We start from the raw sequence: 24,982 nt of genomic DNA, 5'->3' as shown, positions 1-24,982 counted from the left end.
AACTTCCTTCCTTTTGAATTCTTATAATATTTTCGGTTTGAAAACGGGCAAATAGCGGTGTTTTGTGCGGATGTATTTTTGACCGCTATGCGGTGCCTGTTTTCTGTCGTATTTGTCAGGGAGCATGAACAATGTCACGCCGAAACCTGGTTGCCGCTGATTATGACCTGATTTCCAATGTTGCCATTATGTCAACTTTTTCCCGGCCAGAGATTGCAGATCTGATTAGCGGCACGGCGGTAAATATTTATCCTGCATGTCAGATTTTATTTAGCGAAGGCGAGGCGGCGGATAAATTCTTTATCGTGGTTAAAGGCCAGGTGCGGTTGTTTCGTGTTCTTGGCGATGGCCGGGTAACGCTTTTTCATTTGGTGGCAGCAGGGGAACCCCTTGCCGAGGCGGTGGTCCTGGCCGGGCAAAATTACCCGGTTTCGGCAGAATGTGCCCCTGGAAGCGAGGTTGTTGCGATTAGTAAAAGCGAGTTTGTTGCGCACTTGAAGGCAGACCGCGCCATGATTGGACGTATGATCCAGTCGCTGATCGAACGGGAACGTTTCTTTTATCAGGAATTACATGATTTGCGGCAACGCAGCCCTTCACAACGGCTGGCAGGCTTTTTACTGGCGCACGAGGATGACGACAAATTGTCGGTTCCCAAACATATTATTGCCAATCGAATTGGTGTGACGCCGGAAACGTTTTCACGCGCCCTGCGCAGGCTTGAGGACGACGGATTTATTGAACGCGATGCCGACATGACCATTCTGGACCGGGATGGTCTGATCCGGTTTGCGCAGTGATAACACATGGTGGTTTCACCGGCTTGATATGGAACAAGGCCCACATACCCCTGCAATGTTAGAGTGAATACAGTTTACAACCGTATACGTGTCACGGATTATGTCATGATAACCGATTTAGAACGTATCGCTGGTGTTCTTCGCTTTGCGACGTATTTCCGAACATGGCCGCAGGAAGATATTCTGGAACTGGCAAACCTGTGCGAATGGGTCCGTCTGGATGCGAATACAGAAATGATTTCGTCTGGCGAGCCGGCCTTGGCCCTTTTTTTGATAGTGAACGGACATGTCGAGCTATCGTTTGAAAATCATAACGGTAAAAGCGGGCTGATTGACCTTTTAGGGAACGGGCAATTGGTTGGAGAGTGTGCACTTGTGCCTGAAGGGGCCTATGCCATTTCGGTGCGTACACTTGAAGCAACAACGGCAATTCGCATTGACGGACAGGGTTTCTCGGATTTCCTGGCGGACCATTTTGACCGTGCTCTTACCATGATGTCGGCGATGACGGAACGGCTGTGCCAGATGTTACGACAGGCCGAAGAACTTAAATGCCGGTCGGCAGCACAGCGTTTGGGAATTTATTTTCTGGCCGATGCCGTGTTGGTTGACGGGGTATATGAAATACCACTGACCTTGGAAAAATCGGCATTGGCGCGCAAACTTGGCATGACCAGCGAAACCATATCGCGGGCGTTTAAAAAACTTGCTGAAGTCGGGGTTTCCCAGCATTCCAAAGGGCATATCGTTCGCATTGCCAACATGCAGGCCCTGGCGGAATGGTGTGGTCTTGCAGGAAATGAAGGGGATGAAAATGCATTCAAGACCGCTGTCTGAAACAGAATGTGATCTTGTCGCAACGGCCCCTTTGTTTTCAGCATTGGGAAAGCAGATTTTTCGCAGTCTGATCGTTAAGTGCCGGGTTGAACGCCGTGCTGTTGGCGAATATCTGTTTCAGGCGGGTGACGTTGCCGAACATCTATATTTTTTGCTGTCTGGCAAGTTACGGCTTGTTAAAATTTCGGCACATGGCGAAGAAACCGTCATGCATTTTCTAACCCGGCCAGGTGCTTTCGCCGAGGCGGTTTCGCTGGCCGGTGCAACATATCCGGTTAATTGCCAGGTAATGGAAGAATGTGAAGTTGTCCTTATTCCCCGCGAGGCGTGCATTGCGCTTTTGCGTGAAACACCCAAGGCGTCAATCGACGTTCTTGTTCGCCTGATAGAATGGGAACGGTTTTTTCTGGGCGAATTATACCAGCTTCGCCACACCACACCCTTGCAACGCATAGCATCGTTTCTGATTGATTTTGAGGGTAGGAGCAGCGCAGCTCAGCCAAATGGTGGTAGCCATGTTGCCTATCCCGAAAAACGTCAAATCGCCAGTCTGATTGGTGTGACGCCGGAAACGTTTTCCCGGTCTTTACGTAAACTTGAGGCGGCAGGCGCCATTGCCAAAGGAACACATCTGAAAATTCTTGACCGTAAAATTCTGGAACAATCAGCCCTGAATGCAAGTTGAAAAAATTGATCCAGCCGGGATGTGGAAAGACTTTATTTACGTGCCAAATGGCTGGCGCAATACAAACAACCGGGGCTTGCATTATACCGATGTAAGCCCCGATCCTCGTTAATCTCAGCAATATTTTATATCAAGCGGCTGTTAGCGATTTTTGCTGCAGGCACCAGTCTAATACGGTGTTTTCATCATTTGCCAATGGCTGGGCAAGTCCATCGGTGAATGTATCAAATGCTTCGCGGTTAAGGGTATTGACGCCCGTTAAGACCGGAATATTCCGTATCATGGCTTCACCGATCAAGGTTCGGAATCCACGTCCTTCGGCCTCGTGTTTACCAAATTTGTTTAGGATCAGAAAATCAATTGGCGATCCGTCATTAAACATGGTTTCAACCGAAGCAACTGCGGTTTCAAGCGCATTCGGATCCAAGCGGCACCCATGTGATTCAGCACCAAGATTTTGAGAAATCCGCACAACGGGCCCGTGGGGTAATACGCGGACATCCATATCGCAATGATGCGTTCCCGGTCGGTCGAAATTGGTTTGCACAACACCAGCCAGTCGAAAACCCTGTTTTTCAAGCCGGGATGCAACCCTGGCCAATACTCGGTCTGTGCCACCGCGTTCGTTCGAACTTATGAATGCGATTTCCATAACGTGCGTGCTCCTGTTCTTGTGGCCGTTATTCGGGGCGCATGTCGATGCCTGAAATGTCGGCATGTTTGACAAGGCTTGTGACAAAATCATTGGCTGCGCGTGTCCATGCGGCTTTTTCAGTTGCTTCAGCAATTCGGGGCCGGGCATTTTCAAACGGCAATATTGCACCTTCGGCCCGCGCATCAAGACGCAGGATGTGAAAGCCAAAACGGGTTTCAACGGGTTCCGGGGCGATCGAGCCCGGCTCTAACTGATCAAGCATCCTGTCAAATGCTTCCATGGTTTCACCGCGACTTATTTGCCCTAAACGCCCGTCGGATTGGCGCGAGGAACAATCGCTTTCGGTGCGGGCGAGCTTGCGAAACTGTTCCGGGTCTTGCGAAAGAATCTGCAACGCGGCTATTGCTTTTGCCCGTGCTTTTTGGCGTGCCGGTTCGGTTTCGTCGGCCGAAAAAAGGATATGTGATGCTTCGTATAACGACGGGGCGCGGAAACGTTCGGGATTGGCGTCGTAATAGGCGCGCAAGGTGGTTTCATCGGGTTTGGTTTCAGGGAGCGCCTGTTCAAGCAAGGCCCGGATCAACGCCTCGGTTTCAGTTTCGTTTTTGCCCGGGGCAATATTTTGGGCCGTCGCGACAAGGTCCCGTTTTTTTGCTTCTTGCAATAACAGGGTGCGAATGGTTAGCGCACGGGCCGCTCGGCGCCATGCCATGGCTTGTTGACCTTGCGGGACGTCGTGATTTTGCAGTTCTGCCGATACTTCACTTGCCGGGATCGTGTCGCCATTAACAACGATATCAGGTAAAAATGCGTCGCTCATGATATTACTCCGCCGGTTTGGTGAGGCTGGAATGTGCAGTTGCGTTTGCTTTACGTGGGGGCAGCGGGGACTGCCGACGTGACCGCACCACTTGATAGCCGGGGCGAAACAAGAACCTGATTGGGACAGACAACATGTGAACCAGTCGGGTAAAGGGGAACAAAACAAATATCGTTAGCCCTAGCACCAGATGAATTTTAAAGATCCATGCGACATCGCTGATATGGCTGGCTGCGTTTGATTGAAGGGTGAAAATGCCCTGTGCCCACGCCATGAACTTGGTCATTTCATGACCATCAAGATGTTGTAGCGATACAAAAATAGTGCTGATACCCAACACAAGTTGCACCAGTAACACAACCAGAATACCGGTATCGGCAAAACTGGACGTTGCCCGAATGCGCGGGTCGGTCAGGCGACGATGTAGCAGCATCGCTCCGCCCGCTAGCGCCATAATTCCGGCAATGCCGCCTGCAACAATGGCTAGGGTCTGTTTTGCGCCATGGCTGATCCCCAGGGTGTCAAACAGGGCAATGGGGGTAAGCAAACCAACAAAATGGCCGGCAAAAATGGTTAGAACACCGACGTGAAACAGGATTGATCCGGCAATCAGTTGTTTGCGGCGCAATAACTGGCTGGACGATGACTTCCATGTGAAAGGATCACGTTCATACCGCGCAATGGAACCCACAACCAGAACGGTTAAGGCGATGTAGGGATAAACACCAAAAAGAAAATTATGCATTGTGTTTTCCTTTATTTAAAACCGGCTGTTGCGGCCTGTGACGAAGTGCGATCATCCATACGGTTCAATATGTCGCGAACCTGGGGGCAATCTCCGTTGGGGTCGGGTCCAAAAACGATTTCGCTTTCTTCCCAAACGGCATCCAGGGCGGCGAGATCGTCGGGGTCGTCTTCGGGGATTGCCAAAAGTTCGGCAAGCGCGGTTTTGTTGGTGTCGCCCAGTGCCAATTCGTTAAGGGCCGCAAAAACCGCAGCATAGCTGCTGTCGCGGCGAGAAAGCCGATCACGCAGGGCGTCAATAATATGGGCCGCATCGGCAAGGGTTTCGCAGCCCTCGGTCAGGGGGCGGGTTGCCAGAAATTCCAGCAATACCGGTAAATGATCGGGCAGTTCGGTGGTGGCTGGTTCAAACCCGGCCGCGCGGTAGGTTTCTAACAAATCAACCATTGCTGCCCCACGATCACGGCTTTCGCCGTGAACATGCTCGAACAGGTTAAGCGACAGGGTGCGGGAACGATCAAACAGGGTTACGAAACGTTCTTGCAGATCATAAATGTCGTTTGTCGCCAGTTCGGTTAATAAAGGGGTGATCTGTGCGATTGTCGTAGACGAGAGAAGTGCCTCGTTGTGCAAAACAGTTGGAATTTCCGCGCACGCTTCCTGAAGTTCCTGACCGGGATAGGTTAACAATGCCGAAAGGGCCTTGAATGTCATGATCATCAGAATGCCTCCGAGGGAAGGGTCATTGTTTTCTTTTTGCCGCCACCAAACAGCGAGGCCTGGCTGATACCACCCGAGCAGCCATTGCCATCGGTAAAGCCGCAGCCGCCACGCAGGTCGTAGGCTTCTTCAACGACTTCCCGATGTGTCGTGGGAATGACAAACCTGTCTTCGTAGTTTGCCAAAGCCATGATTTTGTACATGTCTTCGATCATGGCCGGGCTAAGGCCAACACGGTCAGCAATGCCGGTATTAATAACGCCATCAATGGTTTTGGACCGCATATAGGTTCGCATTGCCAGCATACGTTCAAGGGCGGAAATAACCGGTGCTTCGTCACCAGCAGTGAGCATATTGGCAAGGTAGCGTACCGGAATGCGCAGGCTGCGAACGTCGGGCATTTCGCCGTCATGGCCAATTTGGCCTGCTTCGGCGGCATTTTGAATGGGGGATAACGGCGGAATATACCAAACCATCGGCAAGGTCCGGTATTCGGGGTGAAGTGGAAAAGCAACTTTCCAGTCCATCGCCATTTTCCAGACGGGCGAGTTTTTGGCTGATTCTACCCATGCAGGCGGAATGCCATCGGCAATAGCCTGTTTTTGTATTTCGGGGTCATTCGGATCGAGAAAAATATCAAGCTGGGCCTGATACAGATCTTTTTCGTCTTCCATGTTTGCCGCGGTTTCGATGGCATCAGCATCATAAAGCATGACCCCGAGATAGCGGATACGACCGACACAGGTTTCCGAGCAAACAGTTGGATTGCCGCTTTCAATGCGCGGATAGCAAAAGGTGCATTTTTCCGATTTGCCGGTCGACCAGTTATAATAGACCTTTTTATAGGGACAACCCGAAACGCACATGCGCCAACCCCGGCATTTTTCCTGATCAATCAGGACAATGCCGTCTTCTTCGCGTTTATAAATCGCGCCAGACGGGCACGACGCGGCACAGGCCGGATTAAGGCAATGTTCGCACAATCGGGGCAAGTACATCATGAAGGTATTTTCGTATTGCCCGTAGATTTCCTTTTGAATGCCTTCAAAATTGTAATCCTGTGACCGTTTGGAAAACTCGCCGCCCAGGATTTCTTCCCAGTTGGGGCCGGCTGTAATTTTTTCCATCCGTTCGCCGGTGATCTTTGACCGCGGGCGTGCTGTCGGAAATGCCTGCATTTCCGGAGCGGATTTTAAATGGTCGTAGTCGAAATCAAACGGTTCGTAATAATCGTCAATTTCGGGCAGGGACGGGTTGGCGAAAATATTGGCAAGGATGCGCCATTTTGCCCCCTGTTTGGGCTGAAGTTTGCCCGATTTGGTGCGTTCCCAGCCCCCTTTCCAGCGTTTCTGGTTTTCCCAGTCATGCGGGTAGCCCATGCCGGGTTTGGTTTCGACATTGTTAAACCAGGCGTATTCAACACCGTCACGGCTGGTCCATACGTTTTTACACGTGACCGAGCAAGTGTGGCAGCCGATACATTTATCAAGGTTCAGCACCATGCCGATTTGTGCGCGAATTCTCATTGTGCTGCCTCCTCGATGGCGGCGGGCTGGTCGAGCCAGTCCACACGGTTCATTTTGCGAACGATGACAAATTCGTCGCGGTTGGAACCAACGGTGCCGTAATAGTTAAAACCGTAACTTTGATGGGCATAACCGCCGATCATATGGGTGGGTTTAAGGGTTGTGCGGGTCACTGAATTATGAATGCCACCACGTTTGCCGGTTTTTTCCGAACCCGGTGTGTTCACAATTTTTTCTTGCGCGTGATACATGAACAACGTGCCGTCCTTGATGCGCTGTGACACCACGGCGCGTGCTGTAAGTGCGCCGTTCACATTGTAAACTTCCACCCAGTCGTTATCGACAATACCCGCCGTTTTTGCATCGGTTTCACTGATCCATACGACCGGACCGCCGCGATTGAGGGTCAGCATCAAAAGGTTGTCGGAATAGGTGGAGTGAATGCCCCATTTCTGGTGTGGGGTAATAAAGTTTAACACCACATGGGGTTGTCCGTCGCGCGCGTCGGAATTAACTTCCTGCGTTATGGTTTTAAGATCGACCGGAGGCCGATAACAGCACAAGCCCTCGCCAAAGGCCCGCATCCACAAGTGATCCTGATAAAGCTGCTGACGACCTGTCAGGGTCCGCCACGGGATCAGTTCATGAACATTGGTGTATCCGGCGTTATAGCAAACTTCGTCACTTTCGATGCCTGACCATGTCGGCGACGAGATGATTTTGCGCGGCTGGGCGGCAATATCGCGGAAGCGTATTTTTTCGTCTTCCTTGGATCGCGCCAGATGGGTGTGATCACGCCCGGTAAACTTGCCCAGCGCTTCCCAGGCCTTGATCGCAACTTCGCCGTTGGTTTCCGGGGCCAGCATCAGGATGACTTCGGTGGCGTCAATATCGGTGACGATTTTGGCGCAACCTTTGGCCGGGCCTTCTGTCCATTCGCCGTTAAGGTCCCGCAGATGCTGTATTTCGGGTTTGGTTGGCCACGAAATGCCTTTGCCGCCGTTACCCATTTTGTCAAGTAACGGGCCGACTGCGACAAACTGGTCGTAAAGGGCCGGATAATTGCGTTCCACGGTAATATAGTTGGGCGCGGTTTTGCCTGGAATAAGGTCGCATTCGCCTTTTTTCCAGTCGCGAACCTGGTCTTGCGCAATTTCTGCCGGGGTATCATGCAGGATCGGCAAAGCAACGACATCGGTTTCAACACCGAGAATTTGCGGCGCAACCTCGGAAAACTTTTTAGCAATGGATTTAAAAATTTCCCAGTCGGATTTGGACTCATAGGCCGGGTCAACTGCCGCCTGAAGCGGATGGATAAACGGATGCATATCCGATGTATTCAGGTCATTCTTTTCGTACCAACTTGCCGTTGGCAGGACGATATCGGAATAAACCGCCGTGGTAGACATGCGAAAATCAATGCAGACCAGAAGGTCAAGTTTGCCTTCCGGGGCTTTGTCGTGCCAAACGGCTTCTTTGGTTTCAACGTTGCCTTCCTGGCCCAGGTCTTTGCCCAGAACACCGTGATCGGTGCCCAAAAGGTGCTTAAGGAAATATTCGTGCCCTTTGCCTGAAGACCCCAAAAGGTTCGAACGCCAGACAAACAGGTTGCGCGGCCAGTTTTCAGGGGCGTCAGGATCTTCGCAAGACATTTGCAAATCACCCGATTTCAGATTTTGGACGATGTAGTCCTTAACGTCCAAACCTGTGGCTTTTGCTGATTTTGCAACATCAAGCGGATTGGTCCGCAATTGCGGGGCTGAAGGCAGCCAGCCCATGCGTTCGGCCCGGATGTTATAGTCAATCAGGCTGACATCCCAATCACCTGCAGGGGCCGTGGGGGACAGGATTTTATCGGCCTTAAGGGTTTCATAACGCCATTGGTCGGTATGGGCATACCACGCGGATGTCGCATTCATATGACGCGGTGGGCGGGACCAGTCCAGGCCAAAGGCCAGCGGTTGCCAGCCGGTTTGCGGGCGCAGTTTTTCCTGGCCGACATAGTGGCTCCAACCGCCGCCAGATTGCCCGACGCAGCCGCACATCACCAGCATGTTGATGATGCCGCGATAGTTCATGTCCATGTGGTACCAGTGGTTCAGCCCGGCCCCCAGAATGACCATCGATTTGCCACGGGTTTTTTCCGCATTCAGGGCAAATTCGCGGGCGACCATGGTAATTTTTGCGGCTGGAACGCCGGTGATTTTTTCGGCCCATGCCGGGGTATAGGGCACATCGTCATCATAGCTTTTGGCAACCCATGCGCCGCCCAGCCCGCGATCAAGGCCATAATTGGCGCAAAACAGATCAAATACTGTGGTGACTTTTGCCGTGCCATCGGCAAGCTCAATGTTTTTGACCGGAATATTACGGGTAAGTATATCGGGATGTTCACATTTGACAAAGCTGTCACTGGCGGCCCCGCCGAAATAGGGGAAATCAACCGCAACAACCTCATCATGATCCTGTTCCAGGATCAGGGACATTTTCAGCTCGGTCTTGTTTGTGCCAGCCCGGTCTTCCAGGTTCCAGTTGCCGTCTTCGCCCCAGCGAAAACCAATCGAGCCGTTGGGGGCGACAATGTTGCCCGAAACCTGGTCAAGGGCCAGTGTTTTCCATTCCGGGTTATTGGTGGCACCGGCCTTGTCTGCCAGGTCATCGGCACGTAAAAAACGCCCGGCGATTAGTTTGCCGTCTTTTTCTTCCAGGCGAACCAGCATTGGCATATCGCTATAGCGGCGGCAATAATCCTCAAAATAGTCTGCCTGCCGGTCCAGATGAAATTCGCGCAGAATGACATGTCCCATTGCCATCGACAGGGCACTGTCGGTCCCCTGTTTAGGGGCCAGCCATATATCGCCAAATTTGGCGGCTTCGGAATAGTCCGGGCAAATGACGGCTGATTTTGCACCACGATAGCGGGCTTCGGTATAGAAATGGGCATCGGGTGTTCGGGTTTGTGGAACGTTTGAACCCCACAGCAATAAAAAGCCGGCATTATACCAGTCAGCACTTTCAGGAACGTCGGTTTGTTCGCCCCATGTCATCGGGCTGGCAGGTGGCAGGTCGCAATACCAGTCATAAAAGCTCATGCATACGCCGCCAAGCAGCGACAGATAGCGCGAACCCGCAGCATAGGACACCATCGACATCGCCGGAATGGGCGAAAAGCCAAATACGCGGTCCGGGCCATATTTTTTGGTGGTATAGGCGTTGGCAGCGGCGATGATTTCGGTGGCTTCATCCCATGTGGCACGCACCAGCCCGCCCTTGCCGCGCATTTTAACATAGGATGCGCGCAAGATTGGATCGTTCTGTAAGGCCGTCCAGGCATCGGTGGCATTCATGGACTGACGCATTTTGCGCCAGGCCCGCAAAAGCCTGCTGCGAATAAGGGGGTGTTTCACCCGGTTTGCCGAATATAGATACCAGCTATAGCTGGCACCACGTGCACAGCCGCGCGGTTCATGGTTGGGAAGGTCGGGTCGTGTGCGCGGATAATCGGTTTGCTGGGTTTCCCAGGTAACAATGCCGGATTTGACATAGATTTTCCAGGAACACGACCCGGTACAATTTACCCCGTGTGTCGAACGAACAATTTTATCGTGGCGCCAGCGATTACGATAGGTATCTTCCCAATCACGGTTTTCACGTGTGACCTGACCGTGACCATTGGCAAATGTTTCCAGTTCTTTGGACTGAAAAAAGTTCAGTCTGTCGAGCAGATGGCTCATTTTTCTTTCTCTCTCTCTCTCCTGAAGGCAGGGGCGTAGCAAGGCGGGACTTGCCAGCGGGGACTTAGCAGGGAACCTTTGCCCCTTTGCGGGCATAGCAAGCCCAGGTAATGACCACGCAAACCGCATAAAAGGCGGCAAACAACCAAAGGGCGGCTTCGGGGCCACCGGTAAGCCCGATTGACGTGCCATAGGCTTTGGGAATGAAGAATGCGCCGTATGCGGCAATCGCAGAGGTGAAGGCGATAATCGCAGCACTTTCGCGTTCGGCCTGTTTGAGGGTTGCCGCACCGTCAAGCGTGGGCATCAAACGCGGCACTTCCTGACGCATAATTGACGGGATCATTTGAAAGGTGGACGCATTGCCAACGCCGGTCAGGAAAAACAGCGCCATGAAGCATGTGAAAAAGCCCCAGAAGTCACCCGGTACATTGCCCGAAGGCAGGTAATGCAAAACACCGATGACAGCGGCGATCATTGCGATAAACGTCCACAAGGTGACACGCCCGCCGCCAAAGCGATCCGAGATCCAGCCGGTGGCCGCGCGTGACAGAGCCCCGACAAGCGGGCCAAGAAAGGCAAATGCCAAAACATCAACACTGGGGAACTGGGTTTTCATCAGAAGCGGGAAACCGGCGGAATACCCGATGAACGAGCCAAAAGTACCCGTATAAAGGATGCACATGATCCAGTTATGACGGCGTTTGAGGATAACCGACTGTTCCTTGAAGCTGGCTTTGGCGTCGGCAATATCATTCATGCCAAACCAGGCGGCGATAGAACCGATGATCAAAAATGGTACCCAGATAAAACCGGCATTTTGCACCCACAACTGCCCGCCATCAGAAAGCGTTTGCCCGTCGCCGCCCAGTACACCAAACACACTGGTGGTAATTGCCATTGGCACGGCAAATTGCATGACCGATACGCCCAGATTGCCCAATCCGGCATTTAAGGCCAGGGCATTCCCTTTGCTTTTTTTAGGGTAGAAAAAGGCAATATTCGCCATTGATGAGGCAAAATTTCCGCCCCCCAGCCCGCAAAGCAGGGCCAATATCAAAAAGATATAATAGGGTGTATCCGGGGTTTGTACGGCAAAGCCGATGCCAATAGCGGGGAGCAAAAGTGATGCGGTTGACAGGGTTGTCCACAAACGGCCACCGAAAATTGGCACCATGAAGCTGTAAAAAATGCGCAGGGTTGCACCAGACAAACCAGGCAAAGCCGCCAGCCAGAATAATTCGCCCGTAGTGTAGTTAAATCCGATGGCGGGCAATTTTGCCACCACCACCGACCACACCATCCAGACAGAAAAGGCCAGCAGCAGGCACGGAATGGAAATCCAGAGATTGCGGGACGCAACAGAGGCCCCGGTTGTGTCCCAAAACCTGTTATCTTCCGGGCGCCAATCGGTAAGGATATAGCGATTTTGGCGAGTTTGAACATTCATGACAAGTTTCCTTTAGCGTGCAGTTGGCCGACCGGTGGTGTTCACACCAGTGGTGTCAGACATCGTTTTGGCACGCGATGTTGGAGCGCCCAGGGGATGGTCGGGCAAATCGGAAAGGTATCTTTCGTCGGCAAGGGCCGGATGGCGACGGTGTTCCATTTTGCGGATCACGACATGCATCCACACCGTTGAAATTGCGACGATGGCAAATAACAGCATGAAGGGCGCGGTCCAGACCCCGGTTGCATCCAGCAGCATCCCAAAGGCGACGGGCAGGAAAAAACCACCCAGTCCGCCAATCATACCAACCAGGCCACCCACCGCGCCGACATGGTGCGGGTAATAAACCGGTATATGTTTGTAAACGGCGGCTTTACCCAAACTCATGACAAAACCAAGCGCAATGGTAAGGGCGACAAAAACGTGCAGCGATACCCCGAAATTAAACGAGATCGGTCCGTGAATGCCTGAAATGGTATAGGCTGTCGTCGGGTAACTTAGGAAAAACAGGCAGATTAGCGAGACGATGAAGGTCAGATACATCACGGCGCGTGCGCCCCATTTGTCTGACATCCAGCCGCCTAATGCCCGGAAGATTGACCCCGGCAAGGAATAAAGACCGGCAAATACACCCGCTGTTGTCAGCTCAAGGCCATATGCCCCGACATAATAGCGTGGCAGAAACGATGCCAGCGCCACAAAGCCGCCGAAAACGAAGAAGTAATAGATTGAAAAACGCCACACCTGCATGTTCTTTAGAGGGGCGAGTTGGGCACTGGTCGATACTGGACCTTCACCGGAGCGTTTGCGTTCCAGATGTACCGGGTCTGTTTTGGCAAACACGAAAAAAAGCACCGCGATGATTGCCAGTACGATGGCATATACCTTGGCCGTACCCTGCCAACCCAACGCAACAACAAGAAAGGGGGCGGCAAAATTGGTAACGGCGGCACCGACATTGCCAGCCCCGAAAATGCCAAGCGCCGTTCCCTGGCGATCCTTTTCAAACCAGCGTGATACATAGGCCACGCCAACAATAAAGGACCCGCCCGCCAGACCCAGTCCAAGGGCGGCTAGCAGGAATACCGGATAGCTGTGAACCGAGGTAAGTAACCACACGGCAATTGCGGTTATCAGCATTTGCAGCGGAAAAATAATTCGCCCGCCGAACTGCTCAGTCCAGATGCCGAGAAAAATCCGGCTGATCGACCCGGTCAGCACAGGTGTTGCGACGAGCAGGCCAAATTGGGTATCTGTAAGTCCAAGTTCGCCTTTGATCTTGACACCAATAATGGAGAAAATAGTCCAGACAGCAAAACACGTGGTGAATGCAAAGGTGCTTAACCCCAGGGCTCGCGCCTGATCTGTTCGGGTTACCTTGCTGAGAGCATACATTTTCGTCCCTCTCTTTTCCGTTGGCGCGATATCCGTGCGCCTTTCGGAATGCAGTAATGCGTCAGGGAGAGGTCAAAAACTTGATCAGAATCAATAAATCATTTTAGTCGTGTAAAATAATCGTGGACACAAAAGGTGATAATTATAAATATTGATTATTCAGTATTGAAGTAAATATTTATTGCTTACTTGGTTGAGTAATTTTTTGTTTATGCTTGATAATTATCAAGTGAGAAGAAGGATAAACATCATGCGCCCGTCGGATGTGCCTGATTTGCGTGATCTTGAGTTGTTCCGTGAGATGTCGGAAGAACGATTCGAGGACTTGATGCATGGTGCGTACGTGCAGACTTTTCCGCCAATGGTTGACCTGATCACCGAGGGGGATATGAGTGATTTTCTGCATGTCGTTTTGGAAGGCAGGGTGGAATTATTTGCATCATGGAACGGTCATGAGACCACGATTGCAACGGTAGAACCGATTGCGACCTTTATTCTGGCGGCGACAATTAACGATGCCCCTTATCTTATGTCGGCGCGAACATTGGAAAAATCGCGGTTGATTTTGTTGCCGTCGTCCGATGTGCGGAAGGTCTTTGATGCGGATGGTGCTTTTGCCCGTAGTGTGGTTCGGGAACTTTCGGCACGGTATCGTACAGTAATTAAAAACACCAAAAATTTGAAATTGCGCAGTTCTTTGGAAAGGTTGGCAAATTATTTGCTGCATCAATATGAGATTGAAGGATGCAATGCCGAGTTTGATTTGCCGATCGAAAAACGCAAGATCGCTTCTTTTTTAGGGATGACCCCTGAAAACCTGTCGCGTGCTATTCGTGGGCTCCGGCCCTATGGCGTTGAAATTGACGCCCAGCATGTAAAAATTGCCGATTTTGACGCGCTGCAAAATTTGGCAAAGCCCAGCCCGCTAATTGATGAATCTGACGTGCCGTTAACGGAATAGGGCTGCTGCAAGGGCAGCCTGGCTAATAAAGGGACCATTCCCCCCTTGTTCTGATGACGTAATTCTATGGCATCATTTTCATTAAGTTATTGTTTCAAATTATCTTTTAGATCAATTCCAGCTCGCGTACAGAAAATGACCAAAGTCAAGTGAGGGGCGCGCTCAAAGGGATAGGTTCTTCGCACGTTGGTCGCGGTTTTATCTGAAACCGCCCGTACGCGGGGAATTGGGAACGTGCCTGAATATTGCCGAACAGTTTGGGGACGAAGGGCGTGTGCCTTTCTGGTGGGGTTGATCTTGGTATTGTGCAGTGTCGGCGCACATGCCGAACGTTTGTCCACTTACCTTGATAAAATCACCCTTACCGACTTTTTCCCTGAAGCAGACAGTGTCGGGGCCATTCAGGATGATGTCCCGGTGGCGCCGGTTTTTCAAGGCAGCCGTTTATTGGGTTATTTATTCCTCAATAGCGACTGGGCCAATTCGATTGGGTATTCGGGAAAGCCAATCGATATTGTGCTGGGGATTACCGCTGACGGTGTTCTTGCCGGTGGCCGTATGGTCGCGCATAAGGAACCGATTGTTCTGGTCGGAATTCCTGAAAGTAAAATCACCCACTATATTGATAATTATAAGGGTTTCGACGTGGCAGGATATGCCAAAAGCGGAACTCAGGATGCGTTGCCTTCCGATATTGTAAGCGGTGCAACGGTTACCATTATGGTGATTGACGATTCAATGCGCCGGTCCGCGATCAAGGTTGCCCGGGCTTTGCAATTGGGTGGTTTGCGTATTTCGGGGGGTGTTGCCGATCAATATGCCGTTGATACAACCCAAAGCACCATCGTTGACTGGCAAACTTTGTTGGGTGACGGGTCTGTACGGCGGCTTAACGTCACACGGGATGACATAAATCAGGCGTTTGAAAGTAATGCCGATCCCCGGGCCGTCAGCAAGGCGCTGCCACCTCCGGGCGATACAACGTTTATTGATCTTTATGCAGCACTGGTCTCTATCCCGACGATTGGACGCAGCCTTCTGGGCGATGCTGAATATTCAAACCTGCAAAAAATGTTGAAACCGGACCAGCAAGCAATCCTGATTGCGGCAAACGGCGAATATTCGTTTAAGGGTTCCGGCTATGTTCGGGGCGGTGTGTTCGATCGTATTCAGGTTAATCAAGGGGATAGCAGTATCCGGTTTCGGGACCGCCATCATAAACGGTTGGGTGATATTGCCGCGGTGGGTGCCCCAAAATTTAGCGAAGTTTCCCTGTTTGTTGTTCCGCGCGATGTGAAACTCGATCCGGCGGCACCGTGGCATTTGCAATTATTGGTGCAGCGCCAATTGGGTGCACTGGATAAAATCTTCACGATTGTCGGGCTTGATTATACACCACCCGTCAAATATCTGCGCAAGATCGCCAAATCCGAGCCTGTTGCCGCACCGATGGCGACGTCGACACCAAATGGAAACACCGTCATCGCGGATGACGACGATGGCCGTGACGCGCTATGGGTTCGGGTTTGGAAAGGACGGGTTGTTGATATAGCGGTGCTGATTACAGCGATGCTGCTGTTAACCGGGCTGTTCTTTTTCCAGGACTGGTTCGTTCGCCGTCGCAAACTAACTGCGCGGATCCGTGTTGGCTTCCTGTTGTTTACTGTTATCTGGATTGGGTATTACGCCCACGCCCAACTGTCCGTCATCAATGTGTTAACGGTGGCAACATCGTTTGGTTCCGGTTTCGATTGGGGCTATTTCCTGATGGACCCGATAATCTTCATTTTGTGGTTTGCGGTTGCGGCGGCGATGATTTTTTGGGGACGTGGGGCTTATTGTGGCTGGCTGTGTCCGTTTGGCGCATTGCAGGAATTACTGAACAAACTTGCGAAAGCAATACGTATTCCGCAACTGACCATACCGTTTTCTGTTCATCAACGATTGTGGCCGCTAAAATACATCGCGTTCCTGGTGTTGTTTGGCGTGGCGTTTCATGCCTTTGACCAGGCCGAGCGTATTGCCGAAATCGAACCGTTTAAAACCGCGATTATTTTGTCTTTTGTCCGCGATTGGCCGTTTGTTCTTTACGCCGTCATCTTGCTGGTGATCGGGCTTTTTGTTGAACGGTTTTATTGCCGCTATCTTTGCCCGTTGGGGGCAGCATTGGCCATTCCGGCGCGTTTACGGGTAAATGACTGGCTTAAACGCTATCGCGATTGCGGGTCGCCCTGTCAGCGGTGTTCGGTCGAATGCATGGTTCAGGCCATTCACCCTGACGGGCATATTGACCCCAATGAATGCCTTTATTGCCTGCATTGCCAGGAACTTTATTACGACGAACATGATTGCCCGGTGGTCATTAAACAAATGGCCCGGATTGAACGTCGTCTGGCTTTGCAAACCAAACCTCCAGCTTCTCCCATTTCGAATAATCCTGCCACGGGTGTTTCCGGTGGCGGGGGGAAAGCTGGGCCTGATTCCGATCCGAATGCCGGGAACGGCACATAACCTGCACCTTCAGGAGCATTATTATGTCTAATCACGACGAGAACATGAAATTAACACGTCGAAGCCTGTTGGGAGGCACTGCAAAAGTCGCCGGACTGGCGGGTCTTGCAACGGCCACCGGTGCTGCTGGTATCGCGGGAAGTTCGGTGCTGTTGGGTAACAGCCGTTCTGCAAAAGCCGCATCTGCACATGAATCTGCCACGGTCGCGCCAGGCGACCTTGATGAATATTACGGCTTCTGGAGCAGCGGCCAGGCGGGTGAAGTGCGTATTATGGGCGTGCCATCAATGCGTGAATTAATGCGCATTCCCGTTTTTAACCGGTGCAGTGCCACAGGTTGGGGGCAAACCAATGAAAGCCGGAAGATCTTAACCGAAGGTTTGACCGAAGATACGAAGAAATTTCTGGCGGATAAAGGCGGGGTCTGGGTGAATGGCGATTTGCACCACCCGCATATGTCCTTTACCGATGGCACCTATGACGGACGTTATTTGTTTGTAAATGACAAAGCCAACACCCGGGTTGGGCGTATTCGTTGCGATGTTATGAAATGCGATAAAATTACCGAAATCCCCAATGCGTCGGACATTCACGGTTTGCGGCCACAGAAATACCCGCGTACCGGTTATGTGTTTGCCAATGGCGAGCATCGTGTGCCGATGCCCAATGACGGTTCCATTCTCGACGAACCGAAAAAATACCATGCTATTTTTACGGCCATTGATGGCGACAGCATGGAAGTGGCGTGGCAGGTGATCGTCGACGGTAATCTGGATAACTGCGATGCCGATTATCAGGGCAAATACGCGATTTCGACTTGCTATAACTCGGAAGAAGGCACGACCCTGGCCGAGATGACGTCAAAAGAGCAGGATTGGGCCGTTATTTTCTCGATTGAACGTATTGAACAGGCCGTTCGTGACGGCAAGTTCAAGGTTATGAATGGCGTTAAGGTGCTTGATGGTCGCCATGGGTCGCCCCTGACGCGTTATGTGCCGGTATCGAACAGCCCGCATGGTTGTAATACGGCACCGGATGGCCGCCATGTTGTGATTAATGGTAAACTGTCGCCGACCGTTACGGTTCTGGATGTCACCCTGTTTGAAGATTGCTTTAACGATAAAATCAAACCGCGCGGTGTGGTTGTTGCCGAACCGGAATTGGGCCTTGGTCCGCTACACACAGCTTTCGATGGTCAGGGAAATGCCTTTACCACCCTGTTTATCGATAGCCAGATTTGCAAGTGGAACATTGATAAAGCCCTGCGGAAGTTCAAGGGCGAAGAAGTTGATCCGATCCTGAACAAGGTCGATGTCGAATATCAGCCGGGCCATAACCATACCTCGATGGGGGAAACCAAGGAAGCCGATGGCAAGTGGCTGGTCAGCCTTAACAAGTTTTCCAAAGACCGGTTTATCAATGTTGGTCCGTTAAAACCGGAAAATGATCAGTTGATGGATATTACCGGGGATACTCCGGTGATTGTTCACGATGGCCCAACCTTTGCCGAACCGCATGATTGTATCATCGTTAAACGTTCAATCGTGAATCCGCTTCGGGTTTGGGATCGTAATGATCCGACCTGGGATGATGCGCGCGCATGGGCGAAAAAGGATGGTATTGATCTTGAAAGTGCCGAGGATGTTATCCGCGATGGTAACAAGGTGCGCGTCTACATGTATTCCAGCGCGCCGATGTATAGCCTGGAAAAATTCGAGGTTAATCAGGGCGACGAAGTTACCGTTTTCATCACCAATATTGATGACGTTGATGACCTGACACATGGTTTCACCATTGCAAATTATGGCATTGCGATGGAGGTGGCACCACAAGCGACTGCTTCTGTCACCTTTAAGGCCGATCGTCCGGGCGTTCACTGGTTCTATTGCCAGTGGTTCTGTCATGCGCTGCACATGGAAATGCGCGGTCGTATGCTGGTTAAACCGGCCTAACAGGGGAAACTGATGTTACTGGTTTCGCGATGGACTTTTTGGGTGAAGGTGGTCTGTCTTGCGAGCGTCCTGCTTTTTCAGGTTCCTGTTTCGGGGCGGGCGGTGGAAATCACCGTCCCGGCTGCGCCCGGGACGCTTGAAAAGGCATTGATGGATGCAAAAGATGGCGATCACTTGATACTTGCGCCAGGGGTTCATCGCGGGCCAGTGATCATTTCGCGTTCTATTGACCTGACAGGCTTTGCCGGCGCGGTGATAGAGGGGGCCGGCACAGGAAACGCAATTACAGTTGATGCACCGGATGTGCGGATACACGGACTTACGGTTACGGGTTCCGGTTTGACGTTATCGACGCAGGATTCCGGCATTTTTGTAACTGAAAACGGGGATCGCGCCCGGATTGAGGATAACCGGATCCTTGATAACCTGATTGGTGTTTATTTGTCGGGGCCGGAAAATGCGGTGGTCATGAATAACGATATTGTTGGCCGCCGTGATTTGCGTGTCAACGAACGGGGCAATGGCGTGCAGTTATGGAATACGCCGGGTTCAAAGATCGTTGGCAATCGTGTCTCGCAAGGGCGCGATGGCATCTTTGTCACGACCAGTAAAAGAAATCTGTTTGCCGATAACGTCTTTCGCGACGTTCGTTTTGCGGTGCATTACATGTACACCAACGATAGTGAAATTCGCGGTAACCGTTCTTATGGTAACACCGTTGGATATGCGTTGATGTATTCCGATCATTTGCGGGTGTTTGACAATCTTTCCCGCGGAGATCGCGACCACGGCATTATGATGAATTACGCCAATTCCTCGGTCTTTAAGGGAAATGCCGTTGAAGATGGCGGCACCAAATGCGTTTTTATCTACAACTCCAATAAAAACAGGTTCGAAGATAACCTGTTTCGCAATTGCCAGATCGGTATTCATTTTACGGCCGGGTCTGAACGGAACGCAATTGTTGGCAATGCGTTTGTCGGCAACCGTACCCAGGTCAAATATGTCGGGACGCGATGGCTGGAATGGTCGGAAAATGGCCGTGGCAATTACTGGAGCGACAATGTTGCCTTTGACCTTAATGGTGATGGCATTGCCGACCAGCCTTATCGGCCCAATGATGTTATTGACCAGGTGATCTGGGCATATCCGGCGGCCAAGCTTCTTATTAATTCGCCAGCCCTTCAAATTCTTAAATGGGCGCAATCGCGGTTTCCTGCCTTGCATCCCGGCGGCGTAGTAGACAGCGCACCTTTAATGGCACCGCCAGCCGTGAACATAACCCGAAAAGAGACCCGCCATGCCGGTTGAAAATGCCGTTGAAATACAGGGTGTCACCAAAATTTTTGCCACCCAGTACGCCCTTCAGAACCTTACTTTGTCGGTTGGTGCGGGTGAAAGCCTGGCATTGCTTGGCCATAATGGTGCGGGCAAAACGACGTTGATGAAACTGATACTTGGTCTGTTGCGGCCCGATGCTGGCCAGGTTCGTATCCTTGGGGTTGATCCGGTTGGAAAAGGGGCCGATACGGCCCGCCGTTTTCTCGGATATTTGCCCGAAAATATCGCTTTTTATCCGTCTTTAACCGGGGCGGAAACGCTGGCTTTTTATGCACGTCTTAAACATCACCCGGTCAGCGATTGCGCGCGCATACTTGACCGTGTTGGCCTGGCCGGGGCGGCGGGCAAACGGGTTGGGGCTTATTCCAAAGGCATGCGACAGCGTCTTGGTTTGGCGCAAACCCTGATCGGTAGCCCCAAAGTCATGCTGCTTGATGAACCGACAACCGGCCTTGACCCGGAATTGCGCAACGGATTTTACGAAATCGTGCGTCATCTCGAAGAAGAAGGGGTGAGCGTTATTCTATCGTCTCATGCCTTGACCGAACTGGAAGCGCATACCCGTAAAATTGCGATTTTACGCAATGGTGTATTGATCGCGGCAGGAACCCTGCCCGAACTGAGAGAGCGCGCCAATCTGCCAATCCATGTCAGGCTTCGGACGGAAGACACCGGTGCCAGCGATAACATTATGTCGCAATTACCCAATGGCATAACCCCAAAGCGTTTTAACGGCCACGCGATTGAGCTTGCCTTACCCGCGATACGCAAAATGGAAATTCTTCGTCATCTTACCAGCACCTCAGACGGTATCGCCGATCTCGAGGTTTGCTTGCCGTCTCTGGGGGATTTGTATTTGTATTTTCAAAACCAGAGTGTCCCGTCATGAGATCGATTTTGATCATCGCAATCAAGGAATTTCGTGACGGTATACGTAATCGCTGGTTTCTTGGCGCGGCGGGTGCCCTCACAGTATTTGCACTTGGGTTAACATTTCTGGGCAGCGCGCCTTCCGGGTCGGTGGGCGTGGACCGGTTGGCCGTAACAATTGTTAGTCAGGCCAGCCTGTCGGTGTTTTTGTTGCCGCTGATGGCTTTGCTATTGTCCTATGATGCCCTTGTGGGCGAGGTTGAACGTGGCACGATGGCATTGCTGCTGACGTATCCTGTTGCGCGGTGGCAGGTGGTGATTGGCAAGTTTCTGGGGCAAACTGTCGGTCTTGGTTGTGCAACGGCGATCAGTTTCGGGGTGGCGGCGGGGTGTCTTGTCTGGCTGGCACCGCAAAGTACCAACTGGTTTGGCTACCTGGTGCTGGTGGGAACATCGATTATGCTGGGCGGCATTTTTGTTGCCATTGGGTTACTGATCAGTGCTTTCCCCCGTCAGCGGGCGGCAGCAGCGGCTTTTGCCTTTATTGTCTGGTTGCTGCTGGTGGTGATGTACGACATGGCGTTATTGGGATGGCTGGTTGCTGATGGCGGGCAATCCATCGGGGCGTGGTTGTTTAATTTCCTTTTGGTTCTTAATCCGGCGGATGCCTTTCGTATGACGAACCTGGCAGGCATTGAAGATGTTCGCGCCGCCGCCGGGTTACTCGGTACCGAAATGACAGGGCCTGTTGCGGGCATTACGCCATTGATTTCAATGGTATTGTGGATGGTTGTGCCGTTGCTGCTATCGGTTATGGTTTTCCGCAGGAAACAGATATGAACAAACTTTTTTCAGTTATTTTTCTGTCGCTGGCCGCACTTGCCGCATGCAAGCCTGAAAGCCCGGCGACAATGCCCGATCCGGTGGCATTGACACGTGATGTATCGGGATATTTTTGCGGAATGATCGTTTTTGACCATCCCGGCCCGAAGGCGCAAATACATAAGCAGACGGGTGAAAGCCCGTTGTGGTTTCCGTCTGTTCGCGATGCCATCGCCTATACCATGATGCCCGGCGAAGCCATTGATATTGTCGCAATTTATGTAACGGATATGACCGGTTACCGCGACTGGAAAAACCCGCCCCAACACTGGATTTTAGCTAAAGACGCCTTTTTCGTAATTGATAACGACCAGACCAGCGGCATGGGGGTGGGGGAAACGGTTCCGTTTTCTACCCGCAAGGCGGCAAACGATTATGTTGGGGTGCATCACGGTCAGGTCGTTTCCTTTCAGGAAATTCCGCAAAGCTATGTGCTTGGCGGTGGTGATAACCCGGAGGTAAAGTCATGACCGATCTGGCAAAAAGGCGCAGCCTGACTGTATTCGCCAGTGTGCTGGCGGGAAGCTGTCTGCCACGTTTGGTCCGTGCGGGCGCGGTGCGCGATGATCATCCTCGTCGTTGGCGCGGCACCGCGATGGGGGCCGAGGCGACCATTTTTTTCGAAGGGGTGGACGAAAAGACAGCAGATCGCCTGATCGGCCAGATCACGCAGGAGATTGACCGTCTCGAAGGTATTTTTAGCCTGTATAGACCGGAATCAACCTTGTCGCGTCTTAATGCAAAGGGCGTTGTTATCGGCCCCGAGCAGGAATTCACTGAACTGCTGGCATTGGCGCAGCATTTTGCAGAAATAACTGGTGGGGCTTTTGATCCCACTGTGCAACCGTTATGGCAAGCGCTTGCCGATTTGTCGGTTAACAAAGTGCGTGACGAGGCCCTGATTGACCGAACGGTTTTGCGCGCATTGGACGATGTTGGATATAAAAACCTGATTGTTTCCGAGGGGCGTGTATCGTTCAATCGACCGGGTATGCAAGCGACATTAAATGGTATTGCCCAAGGCTATATGACCGATCGCATTGCCAACATGTTGTCTGAAAATGGTTTTTGCAATGTGTTGGTGGATTTGGGTGAACACCGCGCCACCGGGCCGCGTATCAGCGGTGATCCGTGGAATGTGCGGATAAAATCGCCTGTTACAGGCTTGCCCGGGCGTGAAGCGATCAGTTTATTTGCCGACGCTCTGGCGACATCGGGCGGATACGGGTTTCGTTTTGACTTGCCAGGCAAAAGATCCCATTTGCTGGATCCCCGAACCGGGGCTTCACCGGTAATATGGGATAGTCTGTCGGTAAGGGCAGCCAGTGCAACCGAAGCAGATGCCTTATCAACTGCATTTTCTGTAATGGCACCGGCTGAAATTGCAACCGTGCTGCCTTTAACCCGGGTTTCTTTGGTGCTTGGCTTGCCTGTGGCGAATGAAAAACCGGTTAAGATGTTACAGGCCGGATGATTAACTTTTGACGATAGTCAAGATGCAGGTTCCGTTACGAGGATAAAATCCGCTGGCTTTTTTGGTAAGAAGCATCCGCTTGTTATTCGGATCGAGAGCCATTTTCCTCGACTAAAGACCGCAGGCGGACTTGGCCAGATATACCCTTTTCCCGATGGAGATCCGCAATGTGCGCCGATGCTCAAACTGTACCTGTAGCTTCAGATTTTTTAAACCGACGTGTCGGTGAACTGGCAGCATCTATCCCTGGTGCTACGCGCGTATTTCGTCGGCACAGGATTAATTTTTGCTGTGCCGGAGAACGGGAACTGATCCAGGCCATCGAAAAGCGCGGGCTGGATGCACAAGTGATCGTTGACGAGCTTGTCGCGCTTGAAAATGTTGATGATGCGTTGCCTGTTGCTGCGGATACACCAACATTGATTACGTTTATTTTGAACCGCTACCACGATACCCATCGTGCCGAGTTGCAAGAACTGGTTTTGCTGGCACGCAAAGTTGAGCGTGTACATGCCAATGACGAAAACTGTCCGATAGGCCTTTCTGCCATTCTTGAAGAATTGTTGATCGACTTGAACGATCACATGATCAAGGAAGAAACGGTTTTGTTTCCGGTCATGCTAAACGCGGATGCAATGGTGATGGGGCCAATTGCCCAGATGCGGTTCGAGCACGAAAATCATGGCGAATATATTCATAGGCTTGAGGCCGTAACGTCGCATCTTTCGCTTCCAGGTGGTGCGTGTAATTCCTGGCGCGCTCTTTATGATGGTGTTGCAAAGCTGATCGAGGATCTGGTTGCGCATATCTATATTGAAAACAGGGTTTTGTTCCCGCGTTTTGAACGCTGATGCCAGTTGATATTTAAAGTCTGTTCCGGTGGTCCTGCGTTGGGCCCCGGAGCATTGGCCGAGGTGGCGGGACAGCGATGTGTTTTGTCCGACAGGGCCAAATACCAATCTGCACTGATCGAAATTGATCAGTGCAACCCTCAATCGGCGGGCGGGATTCTCTGAAGCCCTTGCCAATCGCTCTTAGGCCGCGCGGCGGCGTCGCGCCTAACAAGTTCTCAATGAGTTTCACGGATAGAAAACTGGTATAAGCATAATTTCATGAACACCTGATCGCAAAAAGCCGTGTGGTCATTTCCGTTTTATTACAGAAAATCTCCTAACAAGGGGCGAATGCGCGTAAGTTCTTCAAGGTGGGCAGCCGAGAGCTCTGCCAGGTCCTGATTTGCAAGCTCGGTAAGTTCAAGGATTACCTGCCGGTTGTCATCGGGGCTGGGTTCGCGTTGCACCAGTCCGGCCTCGACAAGCCGGTTGACCAGTTCAACCGCACTGTGATGGCGGATCAGCAAACGTTTGGCAAGGTCACCGATTGTGACCTTGCGGTCCTCTGGAAATCCTTTTATTGCCAGCAAAGCTTGATGCTGGCGCGGCGTAAGACCGATGTTTTTGGCAGCCTTCTGGCTGAAGTCCAGAGAGCAGCGCAAGACATCAAGACATAGCGAAATTCCGCCAATGTCTGATAATCGGCCAAGGTTATATCTTCAGGTTTTTTTTCGATGTTATTTTTAGAGTGCATCCTGTGTGGTGGCGACGCCGCGAGATGATGCCCCGATG

21 protein-coding genes are annotated in these 24,982 nt (G+C 51.7%); 12 read left to right on the top strand and 9 right to left on the bottom strand.

Annotation, left to right across the window (positions count from 1 at the left end; genetic code table 11):
- Positions 1-131: 131 nt before the first annotated feature.
- From THS27_RS17270 to THS27_RS17260, 3 genes are all read left to right on the top strand, one after another.
- Positions 132-800, top strand: coding sequence for a Crp/Fnr family transcriptional regulator (locus THS27_RS17270; protein WP_085593101.1), 669 nt, complete (start codon positions 132-134; stop codon positions 798-800).
- A gap of 105 nt (positions 801-905) precedes the next feature.
- Positions 906-1,637: a Crp/Fnr family transcriptional regulator gene (locus THS27_RS17265; RefSeq protein WP_085593099.1), complete on the top strand. Its 732-nt coding sequence runs from the start codon at positions 906-908 to the stop codon at positions 1,635-1,637.
- Positions 1,615-2,322 carry a Crp/Fnr family transcriptional regulator gene (locus tag THS27_RS17260; protein WP_168184927.1) on the top strand — a complete coding sequence of 236 codons (708 nt, stop codon included), beginning with the start codon at positions 1,615-1,617 and terminating at the stop codon, positions 2,320-2,322. Before THS27_RS17265 ends, THS27_RS17260 begins: the two co-directional genes overlap by 23 nt.
- Before the next feature lie 130 nt (positions 2,323-2,452).
- Here THS27_RS17260 and THS27_RS17255 read toward each other — a convergent pair whose 3' ends face one another.
- The 8 genes from THS27_RS17255 to THS27_RS17220 form a co-directional block, all read right to left on the bottom strand.
- Positions 2,453-2,974 (bottom strand): DUF2478 domain-containing protein, encoded by a 522-nt coding sequence (locus tag THS27_RS17255; RefSeq protein ID WP_085593095.1) that lies wholly within the window; start codon positions 2,972-2,974, stop codon positions 2,453-2,455.
- A gap of 28 nt (positions 2,975-3,002) precedes the next feature.
- Positions 3,003-3,797, bottom strand: a complete 795-nt coding sequence (locus THS27_RS17250; RefSeq protein WP_085593093.1) for a peptidylprolyl isomerase — start codon at positions 3,795-3,797, stop codon at positions 3,003-3,005.
- Positions 3,798-3,801: 4 nt separating this feature from the next.
- A complete protein-coding gene (gene narI / locus THS27_RS17245) occupies positions 3,802-4,542 on the bottom strand; it encodes a respiratory nitrate reductase subunit gamma (protein WP_085593091.1) in 741 nt (246 codons plus the stop codon).
- 11 nt (positions 4,543-4,553) lie between these two features.
- Positions 4,554-5,261 (bottom strand): nitrate reductase molybdenum cofactor assembly chaperone, encoded by a 708-nt coding sequence (gene narJ, locus THS27_RS17240; protein WP_085593089.1) that lies wholly within the window; start codon positions 5,259-5,261, stop codon positions 4,554-4,556.
- Positions 5,261-6,787, bottom strand: coding sequence for a nitrate reductase subunit beta (gene narH / locus THS27_RS17235; protein ID WP_085593087.1), 1,527 nt, complete (start codon positions 6,785-6,787; stop codon positions 5,261-5,263). Before narH ends, narJ begins: the two co-directional genes overlap by 1 nt.
- Positions 6,784-10,521, bottom strand: a complete 3,738-nt coding sequence (locus THS27_RS17230) for a nitrate reductase subunit alpha (protein WP_085593085.1) — start codon at positions 10,519-10,521, stop codon at positions 6,784-6,786. Before THS27_RS17230 ends, narH begins: the two co-directional genes overlap by 4 nt.
- Before the next feature lie 64 nt (positions 10,522-10,585).
- The gene (locus tag THS27_RS17225; protein WP_085593083.1) at positions 10,586-11,971 is read right to left on the bottom strand and encodes a NarK family nitrate/nitrite MFS transporter; all 1,386 of its coding nucleotides are present in this window, start codon (positions 11,969-11,971) and stop codon (positions 10,586-10,588) included.
- 12 nt (positions 11,972-11,983) lie between these two features.
- Positions 11,984-13,366, bottom strand: a complete 1,383-nt coding sequence (locus THS27_RS17220) for a nitrate/nitrite transporter (protein ID WP_085593081.1) — start codon at positions 13,364-13,366, stop codon at positions 11,984-11,986.
- Positions 13,367-13,616: 250 nt separating this feature from the next.
- Between THS27_RS17220 and THS27_RS17215 the strand changes: the two genes are divergently transcribed.
- The 9 genes from THS27_RS17215 (at position 13,617) to ric (ending at position 24,208) form a co-directional block, all read left to right on the top strand.
- Entirely contained in the window at positions 13,617-14,327 is a 711-nt protein-coding gene (locus THS27_RS17215; RefSeq protein WP_085593079.1) for a cyclic nucleotide-binding domain-containing protein, read from the top strand.
- A gap of 297 nt (positions 14,328-14,624) precedes the next feature.
- Positions 14,625-16,838 carry a NosR/NirI family protein gene (locus THS27_RS17210; RefSeq protein ID WP_246833004.1) on the top strand — a complete coding sequence of 738 codons (2,214 nt, stop codon included), beginning with the start codon at positions 14,625-14,627 and terminating at the stop codon, positions 16,836-16,838.
- A gap of 23 nt (positions 16,839-16,861) precedes the next feature.
- Positions 16,862-18,790: a TAT-dependent nitrous-oxide reductase gene (gene nosZ / locus THS27_RS17205; protein ID WP_085593077.1), complete on the top strand. Its 1,929-nt coding sequence runs from the start codon at positions 16,862-16,864 to the stop codon at positions 18,788-18,790.
- Between the two features lie 12 nt (positions 18,791-18,802).
- On the top strand, positions 18,803-20,101 hold the full coding sequence (locus tag THS27_RS17200) for a nitrous oxide reductase family maturation protein NosD (RefSeq protein ID WP_085593075.1): 1,299 nt from the start codon (positions 18,803-18,805) through the stop codon (positions 20,099-20,101).
- Positions 20,091-21,020, top strand: coding sequence for an ABC transporter ATP-binding protein (locus tag THS27_RS17195; RefSeq protein WP_085593073.1), 930 nt, complete (start codon positions 20,091-20,093; stop codon positions 21,018-21,020). Before THS27_RS17200 ends, THS27_RS17195 begins: the two co-directional genes overlap by 11 nt.
- Positions 21,017-21,841 (top strand): ABC transporter permease subunit, encoded by an 825-nt coding sequence (locus tag THS27_RS17190; protein WP_085593071.1) that lies wholly within the window; start codon positions 21,017-21,019, stop codon positions 21,839-21,841. The genes THS27_RS17195 and THS27_RS17190 overlap by 4 nt, the downstream gene beginning before the upstream one ends.
- Positions 21,838-22,353: a nitrous oxide reductase accessory protein NosL gene (locus THS27_RS17185; protein ID WP_085593069.1), complete on the top strand. Its 516-nt coding sequence runs from the start codon at positions 21,838-21,840 to the stop codon at positions 22,351-22,353. The genes THS27_RS17190 and THS27_RS17185 overlap by 4 nt, the downstream gene beginning before the upstream one ends.
- On the top strand, positions 22,350-23,357 hold the full coding sequence (locus THS27_RS17180; RefSeq protein WP_085593067.1) for an FAD:protein FMN transferase: 1,008 nt from the start codon (positions 22,350-22,352) through the stop codon (positions 23,355-23,357). Before THS27_RS17185 ends, THS27_RS17180 begins: the two co-directional genes overlap by 4 nt.
- A 167-nt stretch (positions 23,358-23,524) precedes the next feature.
- Positions 23,525-24,208: an iron-sulfur cluster repair di-iron protein gene (ric, locus tag THS27_RS17175; RefSeq protein WP_085593065.1), complete on the top strand. Its 684-nt coding sequence runs from the start codon at positions 23,525-23,527 to the stop codon at positions 24,206-24,208.
- A 305-nt stretch (positions 24,209-24,513) separates the two neighbouring features.
- On the opposite strand, the gene THS27_RS27195 is transcribed toward ric, so the two are convergent.
- Positions 24,514-24,780, bottom strand: a complete 267-nt coding sequence (locus THS27_RS27195; protein WP_210402935.1) for a MarR family winged helix-turn-helix transcriptional regulator — start codon at positions 24,778-24,780, stop codon at positions 24,514-24,516.
- Positions 24,781-24,982: the final 202 nt, after the last annotated feature.

The sequence above is a fragment of the Thalassospira sp. MCCC 1A01428 genome (genome assembly GCF_002115825.1).
Classification (GTDB): Bacteria; Pseudomonadota; Alphaproteobacteria; order Rhodospirillales; family Thalassospiraceae; genus Thalassospira.
This window is presented reverse-complemented; position numbering and strand designations above follow the sequence as displayed.